Source organism: Alphaproteobacteria bacterium (genome assembly GCA_030740435.1).
Classification (GTDB): Bacteria; Pseudomonadota; Alphaproteobacteria; order UBA2966; family UBA2966.
Map to the genome: position 1 here is coordinate 1 of JASLXG010000146.1, position 14,816 is coordinate 14,816.

Sequence of the window (14,816 nt, forward strand, 5' to 3'; positions counted from 1 at the left end):
GGTTGGGCGATATTTCTGTGGTCGACCTTTCTCATCGATCATTTCGATCTCTTTGGCGTCAAGCAGGTCTGGCGTAATTTCCGCGGAATCACCCCACCGGCGCCTGATTTTTGCACCCCAGCACTTTATAAAATGTGCCGCCATCCCATGATACGGGGCTTCATCATAGCCTTCTGGGCAACGCCCCTGATGACCATCGGACACCTCTTCTTCGCCTTCGCCGTGACGGTCTTCTTCACCACAAAATCGACGGGGGAGGGCACTGGGCTCGGTCTCTCCATCAGCCACGACATCGTTGTGCAACAGCACGCCGGAGAGTTGGCGGTGGAGTCCGAGCCCGGCGCTTTCACTCGGTTTTGCATAACCCTACCCCGGTCGTGCGCTGCTGCCGATAAACCTTGACATTCCAGTAACTGGAACCTTTATTAGGGTACGGACGCCAACCGCAAAGGAAGCGCCGTGGCCCTTGCCGAACACATCTCCGCCGATCTCGTGCTGCCGGTGCGCGGCATGACCTGCGCCGCCTGCGTCAGCCGGGTGGAAAAGGCCTTGTCCGCCGTGCCCGGCGTGCAGGCCGCCAACGTCAACCTGGCCGCCGAGCAGGCCTTGGTGAGCTACGAAGCCGCTACCACGGGGCCCCTCGAATTGGCCCAGGCCATCCAGCGTACCGGCTTCCAGGTACCCGATGAAGAGCTCGAACTGCACCTCAGCGGCATGACCTGTGCGTCCTGCGTGGGCCGCGTCGAGGCGGCCTTGAGCCGTTTGCCCGGGGTTCATTCGGTACAAGTCAACCTGGCCACGGAATTGGCCGCCGTGCGCCTGACGGCCGGCGCTCTCACGCCGGCCGAGCTCGTTGCCACGGTCGAGAAGGCGGGCTATGGCGCCACGCTCAAGACCTCGGATGCGGCCCGCGAAAAGGCCCTCGAGGAAGACGCCGAACGGCGCTTGCGGCGCGAGGGTTGGATGGTCCTGGGGGCGGCGGTGCTGAGCCTGCCCTTGGTCGGGCAGATGATCCTGATGCTGCTGGGCGCGCCCGTGCAGTTGCCGGCCTGGGTCGAATTGGTGCTGGCCACGCCGGTGCAGTTCGTCTTCGGGTTTCGTTTCTACCTGGCGGCCGGCAAGGCACTCAGGGCGGGCAGCGGCAACATGGACCTGCTGGTGGCGCTGGGCACCTCGGCGGCCTATTTCTTCAGCCTCTACCAGATGACGGGCGGTGGAGATCTCTATTTCGAGGCGGCGGCCGTGGTCATTACCCTGGTGCTGTTCGGCAAGTGGCTCGAGACCCGGGCCAAACGGGGCACCACGCGGGCCATCCGGGCGCTGATGGATCTCAGGCCCGAAACCGCGCGGGTGTTGCGGGGTGGCGCCGAGCTTGAGCTGGCCATCGCCGAAGTGATCAGCGGCGACACGGTGATCGTCAAGCCAGGCGAACGCCTGCCGGTTGACGGCACCGTGCTGTCGGGCTCGAGCGCGGTCGACGAATCCCTGATCACCGGCGAAAGCCTGCCCGTGGCCAAAGCCGAGGGCGATGCCGTGGTCGGCGGCGCCATCAACGGCACCGGACTGTTGCGCCTGCGCGCCACCACGGTGGGTGCGGCCTCGACGCTGGCCCGCATCATCCGCCTGGTCGAGGGCGCCCAGGCCAGCAAGGCACCGGTGCAGAAGCTGGTCGACCGGGTCAGCGCCATCTTCGTGCCGGTCGTCGTGGCCATCGCGCTCGGCACCCTGATCGCCTGGTGGGCTATCGGCGGCGATTTCGAGGCCGCCCTGGTGGCCGCCGTCTCGGTGCTGGTCATCGCCTGCCCCTGCGCGCTCGGTCTGGCCACACCCACCGCCATCATGGTCGGCACCGGCGCCGCCGCCCGGGCCGGTATCCTGATCAAGGACGCCCAGGCGCTGGAGGCCGCCCATAAGGTCGACGCCATGGTGCTCGACAAGACCGGAACCTTGACCGAGGGCCATCCCGCGGTAACCGATGTCGTGACACTGGAGGGCGACGAAGACGCCTTGTTGGCCCTGGCCGCGGCGGCCCAGAGCGCCAGCGAACATCCCCTGGCCCGGGCGGTTCTCGATCAAGCCGAGGAACGTGGCCTGAGCCTGGCGCCAGTCGACGACTTCGCCAGCCTGACCGGCAAAGGTCTGACGGCATCGGTCCAGGGCCGCGTATTGGGGCTGGGAAATCGTGCCCTGATGGCCGAATTGGGCGTGGCGACGGCGGCCCTGGAGGAGCAGGCATCGGATCTCGAGACCGCCGGCCGTACGGTGATGTGGCTGGGCTTGACCGAACCCAACCCGCAACCTCTCGGTCTTATTGCCGTGGCCGATCCCATCAAGCCGGCGGCAACAGCGGCGGTGGCGCGCCTGCACCGCCTCGGCATCAAGACCGTGATGCTGACCGGCGACAACCAACGCACCGCCCAGGTGGTTGCCGACGAGGTCGGCATCGACGAGGTGGTGGCCGGGGTTCTGCCCGAGCAGAAGGCGACTGAGGTGGAACGGTTGCGCCGGGCCGGAAACACCGTGGCCATGGTCGGCGACGGCATCAATGACGCGCCGGCTTTGGCTGCCGCCGACATCGGGTTTGCCATGGGCAGCGGCACCGACGTCGCCATGGAAACCGCCGGGATGACCCTGATGCGCGGCGATCCCAGCTTGCTGGCGGACGCCGTCGGGGTGTCGCGGGCGACCTACAACAAGATCAAGCAGAATCTGTTCTGGGCCTTCATCTACAACCTCATCGGCATTCCCCTGGCGGCGCTGGGAATGCTCAGTCCGGTCATCGCCGGCGCCGCCATGGCCTTTTCCAGCGTCAGCGTGGTTTCGAATTCGCTGCTGCTCAGGCGCTGGAGGGCATCATGAACATCGGCCAGGCGGCGGAGCGCTCGGGCGTCACACCCAAGACCATCCGCTATTACGAACAGATCGGCCTGATCGGTCCGGCCGAGCGCCGGGCCAACGGCTATCGCGCCTATTCGAGCCACGAAGTGGAGACGCTGCGCTTCATCAACCGGGCCCGCGGCCTGGGTTTCGCGGTGCCCGAGATCGCCGAACTCCTGGAACTTTACCGCGATCGCAACCGTGCCAGCGCCGACGTCAAGGCCATCGCCCTGGCCCGCATCGACGACATCGAACGCAAGATCGGCGAACTCGAAGGCCTGCGCAACACGCTGCGCCAGCTCAGCGAACGCTGCCACGGCGACCAGCGCCCGGATTGCCCGATCCTTGACGATCTGGCGGCCGGGCCGCATTCCGAGTAGGTTTGGCGCCAACATGTTGCCGGACAGAGTCAAATCCTTCCTTCAGCGGGCCGACACCCCGACGCTGCGCTACTTGGCCATCGGCGCCGGCGCCTTGGCGGCCGGGCTGGTCATCGGCGTCGGTATCGGAGCCTGGATGGCCCCGCAGTCGATGTCCAACGGGGTGTCGTTGGTCACGGCCAGCGGGGACGAGCGAGGGGTTTTCAAAGGCTCGATCATTCCCATCCGCCGGGCCGTGGCGGCCATCCCGCCGGGGCCCGGCAAGGCTTGGCAGACGCCGGCCAAATTCACATCGACCCCTTCCCGCGGCAACTGGCGGCACCATGCCGTGGCTGCGCCCGAGACCGCCGGTCGGCCGATGATCGCCGTGTTGATCGACGATCTCGGTCTCAACCGGTACAACACCAGGCGCACCACCGCCTTGCCGGCGCCGCTCACCCTTGCCTTCCTGACCTATGCCGAGGATCTGGCGCGGCAAACCGCTCGGGCCCGAGCGGCCGGCCACGAGTTGCTGCTGCACGTGCCCATGGAACCGGTCAGTGAACGCGAGGATCCCGGCCCCAACGTGCTGGCCGCCGAGCACGGCCCCGAGGAGGTGCTGCGCCGCCTGCGCTGGGGCCTAGGGCGTTTTTCCGGCTACGTCGGCGTCAACAATCACATGGGCAGCCGCTTTACTACCAGCGTCCCGGCCATGACCGCAGTGCTCTCGGAGATCCACAAGCTGGGCTTGGCCTATGTCGATTCCCGCACCAGCCGCGATAGCGTGACCGCCGGCATCGCCCGCCACCTGGGCCTGCCGCACGCCGTGCGCGACGTCTTTCTCGACAACCATCCAGTGGTCGAGAAAGTGGCGAGGCAACTGAGGCAGGCCGAAAATGTGGCGCGCGAGCGGGGCTACGCCGTGGCCATCGGCCACCCCCGTGACGGCACGCTCGACGCTTTGGAGGTCTGGCTGCAAGATCTCGAACAGCGCGGATTTGCCCTGGTGCCGGTCAGCACCATCATCGATCTCACCGGCGGCGTTCCCGGCAAGACGCTGCGGCTCAGCCGGGCCGAAACCAGCCAATAAGGAGAAGCATCATGAGCAAGACCTACCTCGTCGGCGGCATGTTTTGCCAGGGCTGCGTCAACGCCGTGACCAACGCCATCAAGACGGTGGTGCCCCAGGCCGAAGTCAGCGTCGCCCTCGATGCCGAGGCCGACAGCCGGGTCACGGTGGCCGGCAGCGAGGACGAGGCTCCGGTGATCCAGGCCATCGGCGATGCCGGATTCGAGTTCCACGGCAACGCCTGAGCCCCTATGCCGGGCGGCGCCAACCTGCCAACGATTGGAACACCACGGCCGCCAGCACCATGGCGCCGCCAAACAGCGCCAAGGCTTCCGGCGTCTCGCCGACCGCCAGCCACACCCAGACCGGCCCCAGCACAACCTCTGTCAGGGCCAGCAGGCCAAGCTCGGCCGCCGGTACGTACTTGGAACCGAAGGTGTAGAAGGCCAGGCCGCTGCCGACGATAAATACGCCCAGTGCCAGGCACAGCACCAGGTCGTGCAGCGAGACCACGAAGCTCTCCATCATCAAAGCGCAGAGCAGCATGGAGAAGACGGCCCCCAATACCACGGTGGGCAGCATCTCGGTCTGCTTGCCGGCGCGTAGCGAGACGGCAAAACCGGCCAGGCAAAAGGCGGCGAGAAGCGCGCTCAGATCCCCCAGCAGGCGGCCGCCGCCGATCGAGCCGCCGACCATGGTGGCGACCCCGATCACGGCCACCGACATGGCCAGCCAGGTGCGCAAAGCCACCCGCTCGCCCAGTACCAGGCGCGCCAGTACGGCGATCAGGAACGGCCCGGCGGCAAAGATGAAAAGCGTATTGGCGACCGTCGTGTTGACCAGCGCGAAGATCATGCTGGTGAAACCGCCGGCCAGAAAGAGGCCGCCGATCGCGGCGGTCCAGCCGGCCGCCCGAAAGGCCGTTACGATGCGGCCCCGGCGGCGCAATGCCAGCAGCAGCAGCATCATCGGCAGCAGACCGGCCGAGCGGTAAAAGACGATCTGCCAGCCGTCGGCGTTGTCGACAAAACGCACCACCACGCCGACGAAGCTGAAGGCCACTCCGGCCAGCATGACCAGGATGACGCCGCGGCCGTGGCCCACTGGGCGTCCCGGTTGAAGGGACATATTTAGTACGACTGCTCGAGGGCCTGGCGGTTGACGGTGACACCGAATTCGCGGCGCAGAGCCGCCTCGAACTGCTGCATGAGGTCGGCGGCGATGCCGCCGCGCAGTTGGTTCCGCAGGTTATCGAGCGCTTCCTTGTCGGCGCTGGGATCGGCCGCCTTGATCTCGACCAGCGTGGCCACGGCGTGGCCGTCGCCGTTCGTCGTCGGGGCCTCGGCCGCGCCGCCCATCGGGGCGGCAAAAAGGGCGGCCAGGAGGCCGCCCGAGATGGCCGCCTCGGTGCCGGCCTGGTGACGGGTCAGCGCCTTGCTGCGCTTGACCTTCAGGCCGCGAGCCTGGGCCAGGGCCTGGAGGCTTTGGCCCTGTTTGAGCTGGTCGACGATTTCCTTGGCCTGGCGCGCCGTGGCCTGCTGCTGCTGACGCGCTGTCCAGTCGGCAATGAGCTGCTGGCGAACGCTCGCGAGCGGTTTGAGGGCGGGCGCCGTGACGGCGTCGACCCGGAGCACGAAATAGCCCCCCGAGGGGATCTCCACCAATTCGCTTTCGCGGCCCTGCTCGGCGGCAAAGGCGGTCTCGAGAAAAGCGGGATAGGAAGGCAGCGCCGTGACCGCGCCGCCGGCCCGGTCGCGGCCCTCGGGGTCGACGCCTTGGATGCGGCCGATCTCCAGGTTCAGGCGGTTGGCCGTCTCCTCGAGGCTGGCGCCGCTGGCCAGTTCGTCCTGCAGTTTGTTGGAAAGTTCATAGGCGTCGTCGGTGGCGGCTTGCAGGGCCAATTCCTTGCGGATCTTGTCGCGCACCGCTTCAAAGCTCTGGGTGCCGCCCGGCTCCACCTTGTTGGCGCGGAAGATGTGCCAGCCCAAGGCGCTTTCGAGGGGCGCGCTGACCTCGCCCTGGGCCACGGCAAAGGCCGCATCGGCGACCTCGGGCGGCAGGCCGTTGGCGGTGAGTACGCCGAGCTCTGTGGAATCCGGGATCAGGCTGCCGCCGCTGGCGGCGACGACCTCGAAGGCATCGCCGCCCTTGAGCCGGTCATAGGCGGCTTGGGCCTTGGCCTTGTCGTCGAACAGCATCTGCGAAAGATCGCGCCGCTCGGGACTGGTGAACTCGCTGAGGCGCTGCTCGTAATCCTCGCGCAAACGTGATTCGGGGATCTCGATATCCCGCGACAGCACCACCGGATCGAGCGTCAGGTAGGCGAAGCCGCGATATTCGGGGGCCGTGTAGCGGCTGGCGTTTTCCTTATGCAGCGCTTCCAGCGCAGCCTCGTCGGCCGAGGCCTCGAGCTTGGCCTTGGCGTTATCGAGCACGACGACGTCGGCGACGCGCTTTTCGGCGCGATGGCGGTAGAGCGCATCGACCAGGTTTTGCGGCGACACCGCGCCGACCTGGATGCTGGTGGACACCTGTTCGCGCACCAGATCGCGGCGCGTGATGTGTTCGAAATATTCCTTGCTGAAGCCGTTGTTGCGCAGCACGTCCTCGTAAACCGCCGGGTCGAAGCGGTCGAGGTTCTGGAAGGCCCGGTTGCCATGGATATTGCGCAGAAGCACCGAGTCGGGAACCGTCACCCCGAAGTCCTTGGCCACCTGATCGATGAGCGCGCCGCGGACCATCTTCTGCAAGGTGAATTCAGGCAGGCCGAACTGGCGCGCCTGGTCGCTGTCGAGCTGGCTGCCGAGCTGGTTTGAGACTCGATTGACCTCGCGCCGGTAGGTCTCGTTGAAATCATTGCGCAGAATCTCGATATCGCCGACCACCGCCACCGCGGCGTCGGATGGGCCGCGGAAGATGTCACCGACGCCCCAGACGGCGAAGCTGATGACCAAGAGACCGAGCAGGCCCTTGACCAGAATGGATCCGGTGCCTCTGCGTAGTGCGTCGAGCATGATGGACGATGGTCCCGTTGTGGTCCCGTTGCGAATGTCGGCCCGGCCGCGGCGCGGGGCGCGCCATAATAGGGGGGCGGCCTGGCTCAGGCAACTTGCCGTCGCAGGTATGGTTTTGCTAAATCAACGCCAGTCATTTGCATCCAGTCGGGAAATATCGCCATGGCCCCCAGAGCGCTCGTCGCCGGCAATTGGAAAATGAACGGAAGCCGCCAAAGCACCCGCGCGCTGGTGGCGGCGCTGCGTCAGGCGGCGGCCCAGCCATTTCGCGCCGAGGTGCTGATTTGCCCGCCGACGCCGCTGTTGGCGGAAGCGCGAGAGGTGCTGGGCGAGGCTGCCATCGCGCTCGGTGCCCAGGATTGCCACGCCGCGGCCAGCGGCGCCCATACCGGCGACGTGGCGGCCGAGATGCTGGCCGATCTCGGCTGTACCTACGTCATCGTTGGCCATTCGGAACGGCGCAGCGACCACGGCGAAAGCGACGCCGAAGTGAAGGCCAAGGCCGAGGCGGCGCAGCGGGCGGGCCTTGTCGCCATCGTTTGCCTGGGCGAGACCGAGGCCGAGCGTGACGCCGGCCAGGCGCTGACCGTGGTGGGCCGCCAGTTGGCGGCTTCGTTGCCCGAGGGCGCGACGCCGGCCAACTCCGTCGTGGCCTACGAGCCGGTCTGGGCCATCGGCACCGGGCGCACGCCCAGCGAGGAGGAAATCGTCGCCGTCCACGCCGAACTGCGGGCCCGGCTGGTGGAACGTTTCGGCGCCGCCGGAAACGATTTCCGGCTGCTCTACGGCGGTTCGGTCAAGCCCTCGAACGCCGTCGCCATCATGGCGCTACCGAACGTCGACGGCGGCTTGATCGGCGGTGCCAGCCTCAAGGCCGAGGACTTCTGGCCCATCGTCGAGGCCTGTTAATGCGGGTCAGGATCTACGGCGATATCCGTTCGGGCAACTGCTACAAAGTAAAGCTCGCCCTCGAGCTTCTGGGCCGGCCCTATGAATGGTGCTTCGTTGATATCCTGGAGGGCGAAAGCCGCCGCCCGGACTTTTTGGCCATGAATCCCAACGGCCGCATACCGCTGCTGGAGATCGAGCCCGGCATTTACTTGCCCGAATCAAACGCCATCCTGTGGTACCTGACCGAGGGCTCGCCCTACGTACCCGACGAGCCCCTGGCCCGGGCCCGGACGCTGCAGTGGATGTTCTTCGAGCAGTACAGCCACGAGCCCTACATAGCTACCGTGCGCTATTGGATCCATTTGCTGGGCGAAGAGCAGAAATACAGAACCGAGATCGAGCGCCGGCGGGGGCCGGGATATGCCGCCCTCGCGGTCATGGAAGGCGAACTTGCCGAGCGTGACTTCTTCGCCGGCACCTTCGGCATCGCCGACATCGCGCTCTATGCTTATACCCACGTCGCCCACGAGGGCGGCTTCGATCTGGCCGATTTTTTGCTGCCGTGCGGGCCTGGATCGAACGCATCGAGGCCATTCCCGGCCATGTGCCGATGGCTTGAGGGCCGCCGCCTGGCCGCAATAGTGGGTACTAGCTTTGGGCCAAACGTCTGGTGTATAAGCGCGCAGCCTCGGCCCCGGGACAGCACCCGGCGCACAGCAGGGCATAGGACCCCATGGTAGCCGTCATTCTCGTCATTCATCTGCTGCTGGCCATCTCGCTGGTCATCACGGTGCTGTTGCAGCGCAGCGAAGGCGGTGCCCTGGGCATGGGCGGGGGCGGTGGCGGCGGTTTGATGACCGGGCGCGGCGCCGCCAATCTGCTTACCCGAACCACCGCCATCCTGGCCGCCTGCTTCATGACGACCAGTATTTTGCTGGCGATTCTGGCCGGCGGCGATCGGGGGCCGGGTTCGATCATCGACCGCGAGGCAACTTCGGGCCAACCGGCCCAGGAACAGCCGGCCGAGCCGGCCGAACCGGCCGGGCCCAAGGTGCCGATTTCCCAGTAGGGCGGTAGAGAAAAGAGAAAAATCACCCGGGGCGGCCCTCAAGCCGCCTCTTTTGCTTGGGCTGGTGAACATAGTGTTGTAGGGTGGCGGTCCATGACGCGGTACATATTTATCACCGGCGGCGTGGTCTCCTCACTGGGAAAAGGCTTGGCTTCGGCGGCCCTCGGTGCGCTCTTGCAGGCGCGGGGCTATAGCGTCCGGCTGCGCAAGCTGGACCCTTACCTCAACGTCGATCCCGGCACCATGAACCCCTTCGAGCACGGCGAGGTCTACGTCACCGACGATGGCGCCGAAACCGATCTCGACCTGGGACATTATGAACGTTTCACCGGCGTCGCGGCGCGCCAGAGCGACAATGTCACCTCGGGCGGCATCTACCAGAGCATCATCAGCCGCGAGCGCCGCGGCGACTATCTCGGCGGCACGGTGCAGGTTATTCCCCATGTCACCGGGGCCATCAAGGACTTCATCCTGGCCGCTGCCGAGGAGCAGGATTTCGTGCTTTGCGAGATCGGCGGCACGGTCGGAGATATCGAAGGCCTGCCGTTTTTCGAGGCTATTCGCCAGTTGGGTAACGAGCTGGAACGCGACCAGGCGGTTTTCGTCCACCTCACGCTGATCCCCTATATTGGCTCGGCCGGCGAGCTCAAGACCAAGCCGACGCAGCATTCGGTCAAGGAGTTGCGCTCGATTGGCATCCAGCCCGACGTGTTGCTCTGCCGCTGCGACCGCCCCTTTCCCGACAAGGAGCGGCGCAAGATAGCGCTCCATTGCAATGTGCGCGAGGAAGCGGTGATCCCGGCACTCGATGTTTCCTCGATCTACGAGGTACCGCTGCGCTACCATGAACAGGGCATGGATGAACAAGTCCTGCGCTGCTTTGGCATCGAAGACCCGCCGGCCCCGGACCTGACGGCCTGGCAGGAAATCCAGCCGCGCATCGAAACCCCCGAGGGCGAGGTCAAAATCGCCGTGGTGGGCAAGTACACCGGCCTCAAGGACGCCTACAAATCGCTCGACGAGGCGCTGGGCCACGGCGGTATCGCCAACAACGTGCGCGTCGGCGTCGAGTGGATCGAGTCCGAGACCTTCGAACACGATGGCACGCTGCACCATCTCGAGGGCGTCAACGGCATCCTGGTGCCCGGCGGTTTCGGCGAACGCGGCGCCGAGGGCAAGATCTCGGCCGTGCGCCTGGCTCGCGAGCGCCGCATCCCCTATTTCGGCATCTGCTTCGGCATGCAGATGGCGGTCATCGAGGCGGCCCGCAACATGGCCGGCATCAAGGGCGCCAACTCGACCGAGTTCGGACCCTGCGACGAGCCCGTAGTCGGGCTGTTAACCGAGTGGGAGCGCGAGGGCTGGATCGAGCGCCGCCAGGAGGGCGACGACATGGGCGGCACCATGCGGCTAGGCGCCTACGATTGCCTGGTCAAACCGGGCAGCGGCGTACACCGGATCTACGGCAGCGACGAGATCAGCGAGCGCCACCGCCACCGCTATGAAGTCAACTTCCGCTACGAGAACAAGCTGGCCGACGCCGGCCTGATATTTTCCGGCCGCTCGCCCGACGGCATGTTGCCCGAGATCCTTGAAATACCGGATCACCCCTGGTTCGTGGGCGTGCAGTTTCACCCCGAACTCAAATCCAAGCCCTTCGATCCCCATCCCCTGTTCGCCTCGTTCATCAAGGCGGCGGTGGATCAGTCGCGGCTGGTTTGAGGGAAGTCCTGGCCGTGCCCCGCGAGGTCAGGCTGGGCGAACTTGCCATCGCCAACCATCTGCCGCTGGTATTGATCACTGGGCCCTGCGCCATGGAAAGCCGCCAGCACGCCTTCGACATGGCGGGATCGCTGGTCGAACTAGCGGCTGGGCTGGGCATCGGCCTGATCTACAAGACCTCGTTCGACAAGGCCAACCGGACCGCCGGTTCGAGCCCCCGAGGACTGGGACTGGAAGGCGCGCTGGGCGTATTCGAGGCGCTGCGCAACGAGCTCGGCTGCCTGTTGCTGACCGACGTGCACGAGGCCGGGCAGTGTGCCGAGGTGGCCGCTGTCGTCGACGTGCTGCAGATCCCCGCCTTCCTTTGCCGCCAAACCGATCTCTTGCAGGCCGCCGCCGCCACGGGCCGTGCCGTCAACGTCAAGAAAGGCCAGTTCCTGGCGCCCTGGGACATGCGTCACGTGGCCGAGAAGGTGGCCCAGGCCGGCTCGGGCGGCGTGCTGCTCACCGAGCGCGGTGCGAGCTTTGGCTACAACACCCTGGTCAGCGACATGCGGGCGCTGCCGCTGCTGGCGGAAACCGGCCATCCCGTCATCTTCGACGCCACCCATTCGGTGCAACAGCCCGGCGGCCTGGGCGGTGCCAGCGGCGGTGAGAGGCGCTTTGTGCCGGTGCTGGCCCGGGCCGCCGTGGCGGTCGGCGTGGCCGGCGTCTTCATCGAGACCCACCAGGACCCCGACAACGCGCCTTCCGACGGCCCCAACATGGTGCCGCTGGCCGAGCTCGGCGGCTTGGTCGAGGACCTCATGGCCTTCGACCGCCTGGCCAAAGCCAAAAGATCATCAGCCAGCGAGGAATCATGACCGCCATCGTCGACATCACAGGCCGGGAAATCCTTGATTCCCGGGGCAATCCCACGGTCGAAGTGGACGTTCTGCTGGAAACCGGCGCCTTCGGCCGGGCCGCCGTGCCGTCCGGTGCCTCGACCGGCGCCCACGAGGCCCACGAGCTGCGCGATGGTGGCCAGCGCTACGGCGGCAAGGGGGTGGAAAACGCCGTCGCCGCCGTCAACGGCGAGATCTTCGATAGCCTGGCCGGCTTCGATGCCGAGGACCAGGTGGCGCTCGACGACATCATGATCGGGCTCGACGGCACGGCCAACAAGTCACGCCTCGGGGCCAACGCCATCCTTGGCGTCAGTCTGGCCACGGCCAAGGCGGCGGCTTCTGAATCGGGTCTGGCTTTGCATGCCTACATCGGCGGCGTCATGGCGCGGACGCTGCCTGTGCCGATGATGAACATCGTCAACGGCGGGGCCCATGCCGACAACCCCATAGACTTCCAGGAATTCATGGTGGTGCCGTTGGGCGCCGACAGCATGGCCGCGGCGGTGCGCATGGGCGCCGAGATCTTTCAGGCTCTGAAGCAGGGCCTCGGCGAGGCCGGCCACAACACCAATGTCGGCGACGAGGGCGGCTTCGCGCCGGCGCTGGCCAGTACCGACGAGGCGCTGGGTTTCATCATGCGGGCCATCGAGGCGGCGGGCTATCGGCCCGGCGACGACGTCCACCTGGCGCTGGACGTGGCGGCCAGCGAATTCTATCGCGACGGCAAATACGAATTGGCCGGCGAGGGCCGCAGCCTCGAGGCCGAAGAATTGGTGGCGCTCTACGAGAAACTGCTGGCCGATTATCCCATCTTCTCCATCGAGGACGGCTTTGCCGAGGACGACTGGGAAGGCTGGGCCGCGCAGACCAAAGCGCTGGGCGATCGCCTGCAACTCGTCGGCGACGACATTTTCGTCACCAACAGCGAACGCCTGCAACGCGGCATCGACGAGGGCGTGGCCAATGCCATCCTCATCAAGGTCAACCAGATCGGCACGCTCAGCGAAACCCTGGCGGCCGTCGAGAGGGCCCACAAAGCAGGCTATCGCGCCGTCATGTCGCACCGTTCGGGCGAGACCGAAGATGCCACCATCGCCGACCTGGCAGTGGCCACCGGCTGCGGCCAGATCAAGACCGGCTCGCTCTCGCGCTCCGACCGCCTGGCCAAATACAACCAGCTCATGCGCATCGAGGAAATGCTTGGTACGGCCGCAAGCTACGCCGGCCGAAGCATCCTGAAAAGCCCCTGAGGGGCTGCCTTCGAGCGGGATGGGGGTGAATCAAACAGGCAATAAGTCGCTCTAAGCACAAGACTCTATTGCATTTTTTTCTTGACGCAGTCGAATCTGTTGTGATTCGATCCGGCCATGGGCATGACCTCCGAGCTCCGCCGCCGGGCCAAGTTCGCGGCACTGCCGCTGCTGGCGGTGGCCTGCATCGCCTATTTCGGCTATCACGCCGTCGAGGGCGACCGCGGCCTGGTGGCCTGGTTGCGCCTGGGCCAGCAGGTGCAGAAGGTCGAGGCCCGCATCGGACTCAACAAGATCGAGATCGATCGTCTGGAGCGCCGCGTCGCGCTTTTGAATGCCAAGTCGCTGGATCGCGACATGCTGGACGAGAGGGCCCGCGCCGTGCTCGGCCTGGCGCACCCCGATGAAATCACCATCATCGTTCCGCCGAATTAGCCCACGAATCACTTAACTCACATCGAGTTAATCCGTATTTTCTGCAGATTTTCAATACCTTATCACGAAATTATTAGATCCAAAAAGGGTTCCGGTGGGGCGCTATCCCGGAGTAAGATGAGCCCGCGTCGAGGCCTAGCCCGCATTTCCCACCGGGTCACGGCTAGCGGGAGGAAAAATGGCGAAATCCCAGCGAGGGGGCCAAAGCAAGGCCCCGACGGGCCGAAAATCGGCCGCCGGGCGCAAGGCCCGGGTCAAGAAAGCACCACCGCCGGCGGTCGCCAGCAGCCAGGAGTTGCTGCGCCACTATCGCGCCATGCTGCTGATCAGGCGCTTCGAGGAAAAGGCCGGCCAGCTTTACGGTATGGGCCTGATCGGCGGCTTTTGCCATCTCTACATCGGCCAGGAGGCGGTCGTGGTGGGCTTGGCCGCGGCCAAGCAAGAGGACGATTCGTTCATCACCACCTACCGCGACCATGGCCACATGCTGGCCTGCGGCATGGCGCCGCGTGGCGTCATGGCCGAATTGACCGGGCGGCGCGGCGGCTATGCCAAGGGCAAGGGCGGCTCGATGCACATGTTCTCCCGCGAGCGCAATTTTTTCGGCGGCCACGGCATCGTCGGCGCCTCGGTGCCGCTGGGCACGGGCCTCGCTTTCGCCGAGAAATACCGCGGCTCCGACAACGTCGTGCTGGCCTTTTTCGGCGATGGCGCCGCCAACCAGGGCCAGGTCTACGAGGCCCTCAACATGGCGGCGCTGTGGACGCTGCCGGTGCTCTACGTCATCGAAAACAACCAATATGCCATGGGTACGGCGGTCTCGCGGGCTTCGGCCCAGACCGAGCTTTCGCGCCGCGGCGAAAGCTTCGGTATTCCCGGCATGCAGGTCGACGGCATGGACGTGCTGGCCGTCAAGGCGGCCGGCGAGGAGGCCCTGGCGCACTGCCGGGCCGGCCGCGGGCCGCTGGTCATGGAGGTCATGACCTATCGTTACCGTGGCCATTCGATGTCGGATCCGGCCAAATACCGGACCCGCGAAGAGGTCCAGAAGGTGCGCCAGGAACGTGACGCCATCGACCGCGTCCGCGACCTGCTGCTGGCCGCCGGCGAGATCAGCGAGAGCGATCTCAAGGAAATCGACCGCGAGGTCAAAGGCGTGGTCTCCGAGGCCGCCGAGTTCGCCCAGCAAAGCCCCGAGCCCGAGCCGGACGAGCTTTACCGCGACGTCCTGGTCGCGGTCTGA

General features: G+C 66.1%; 15 protein-coding genes. 13 read left to right on the forward strand and 2 right to left on the reverse strand.

Translation table 11 applies throughout. From position 1 onward, the window contains the following. The 5 genes from QGG75_14820 to QGG75_14840 all read left to right on the forward strand — a co-directional run. Positions 1 to 402: ATP-binding protein (locus QGG75_14820; protein ID MDP6068504.1), on the forward strand; the 402-nt coding region annotated here is incomplete at its 5' end. Between the two features lie 57 nt (positions 403 to 459). Beyond that, positions 460 to 2,859, forward strand: coding sequence for a heavy metal translocating P-type ATPase (locus tag QGG75_14825; GenBank protein ID MDP6068505.1), 2,400 nt, complete (start codon positions 460 to 462; stop codon positions 2,857 to 2,859). Next, positions 2,856 to 3,257, forward strand: coding sequence for a Cu(I)-responsive transcriptional regulator (cueR, locus tag QGG75_14830; protein ID MDP6068506.1), 402 nt, complete (start codon positions 2,856 to 2,858; stop codon positions 3,255 to 3,257). Before QGG75_14825 ends, cueR begins: the two co-directional genes overlap by 4 nt. Positions 3,258 to 3,270: 13 nt before the next feature. Further along, on the forward strand, positions 3,271 to 4,326 hold the full coding sequence (locus tag QGG75_14835; GenBank protein ID MDP6068507.1) for a divergent polysaccharide deacetylase family protein: 1,056 nt from the start codon (positions 3,271 to 3,273) through the stop codon (positions 4,324 to 4,326). An 11-nt stretch (positions 4,327 to 4,337) separates the two neighbouring features. Further along, on the forward strand, positions 4,338 to 4,550 hold the full coding sequence (locus QGG75_14840) for a heavy-metal-associated domain-containing protein (GenBank protein MDP6068508.1): 213 nt from the start codon (positions 4,338 to 4,340) through the stop codon (positions 4,548 to 4,550). 4 nt (positions 4,551 to 4,554) lie between these two features. On the opposite strand, the gene QGG75_14845 is transcribed toward QGG75_14840, so the two are convergent. Continuing rightward, positions 4,555 to 5,409 (reverse strand): DMT family transporter, encoded by an 855-nt coding sequence (locus QGG75_14845; GenBank protein ID MDP6068509.1) that lies wholly within the window; start codon positions 5,407 to 5,409, stop codon positions 4,555 to 4,557. Positions 5,410 to 5,435: 26 nt separating this feature from the next. Then, positions 5,436 to 7,319: a SurA N-terminal domain-containing protein gene (locus tag QGG75_14850; GenBank protein MDP6068510.1), complete on the reverse strand. Its 1,884-nt coding sequence runs from the start codon at positions 7,317 to 7,319 to the stop codon at positions 5,436 to 5,438. 162 nt (positions 7,320 to 7,481) lie between these two features. Between QGG75_14850 and tpiA the strand changes: the two genes are divergently transcribed. From tpiA to pdhA, 8 genes are all read left to right on the forward strand, one after another. After that, positions 7,482 to 8,228, forward strand: coding sequence for a triose-phosphate isomerase (gene tpiA / locus QGG75_14855; protein ID MDP6068511.1), 747 nt, complete (start codon positions 7,482 to 7,484; stop codon positions 8,226 to 8,228). After that, on the forward strand, positions 8,228 to 8,950 hold the full coding sequence (locus tag QGG75_14860) for a glutathione S-transferase family protein (protein ID MDP6068512.1): 723 nt from the start codon (positions 8,228 to 8,230) through the stop codon (positions 8,948 to 8,950). Before tpiA ends, QGG75_14860 begins: the two co-directional genes overlap by 1 nt. Continuing rightward, on the forward strand, positions 8,944 to 9,279 hold the full coding sequence (gene secG / locus QGG75_14865; GenBank protein MDP6068513.1) for a preprotein translocase subunit SecG: 336 nt from the start codon (positions 8,944 to 8,946) through the stop codon (positions 9,277 to 9,279). Before QGG75_14860 ends, secG begins: the two co-directional genes overlap by 7 nt. Before the next feature lie 93 nt (positions 9,280 to 9,372). Further along, positions 9,373 to 11,001, forward strand: coding sequence for a CTP synthase (locus tag QGG75_14870; GenBank protein ID MDP6068514.1), 1,629 nt, complete (start codon positions 9,373 to 9,375; stop codon positions 10,999 to 11,001). Beyond that, positions 10,998 to 11,864, forward strand: coding sequence for a 3-deoxy-8-phosphooctulonate synthase (kdsA, locus tag QGG75_14875; GenBank protein ID MDP6068515.1), 867 nt, complete (start codon positions 10,998 to 11,000; stop codon positions 11,862 to 11,864). Before QGG75_14870 ends, kdsA begins: the two co-directional genes overlap by 4 nt. Next, positions 11,861 to 13,138 (forward strand): phosphopyruvate hydratase, encoded by a 1,278-nt coding sequence (eno, locus tag QGG75_14880; protein MDP6068516.1) that lies wholly within the window; start codon positions 11,861 to 11,863, stop codon positions 13,136 to 13,138. The genes kdsA and eno overlap by 4 nt, the downstream gene beginning before the upstream one ends. Positions 13,139 to 13,261: 123 nt before the next feature. Further along, positions 13,262 to 13,573, forward strand: coding sequence for a septum formation initiator family protein (locus tag QGG75_14885; protein MDP6068517.1), 312 nt, complete (start codon positions 13,262 to 13,264; stop codon positions 13,571 to 13,573). 178 nt (positions 13,574 to 13,751) lie between these two features. Next, positions 13,752 to 14,816 carry a pyruvate dehydrogenase (acetyl-transferring) E1 component subunit alpha gene (gene pdhA, locus QGG75_14890; GenBank protein ID MDP6068518.1) on the forward strand — a complete coding sequence of 355 codons (1,065 nt, stop codon included), beginning with the start codon at positions 13,752 to 13,754 and terminating at the stop codon, positions 14,814 to 14,816.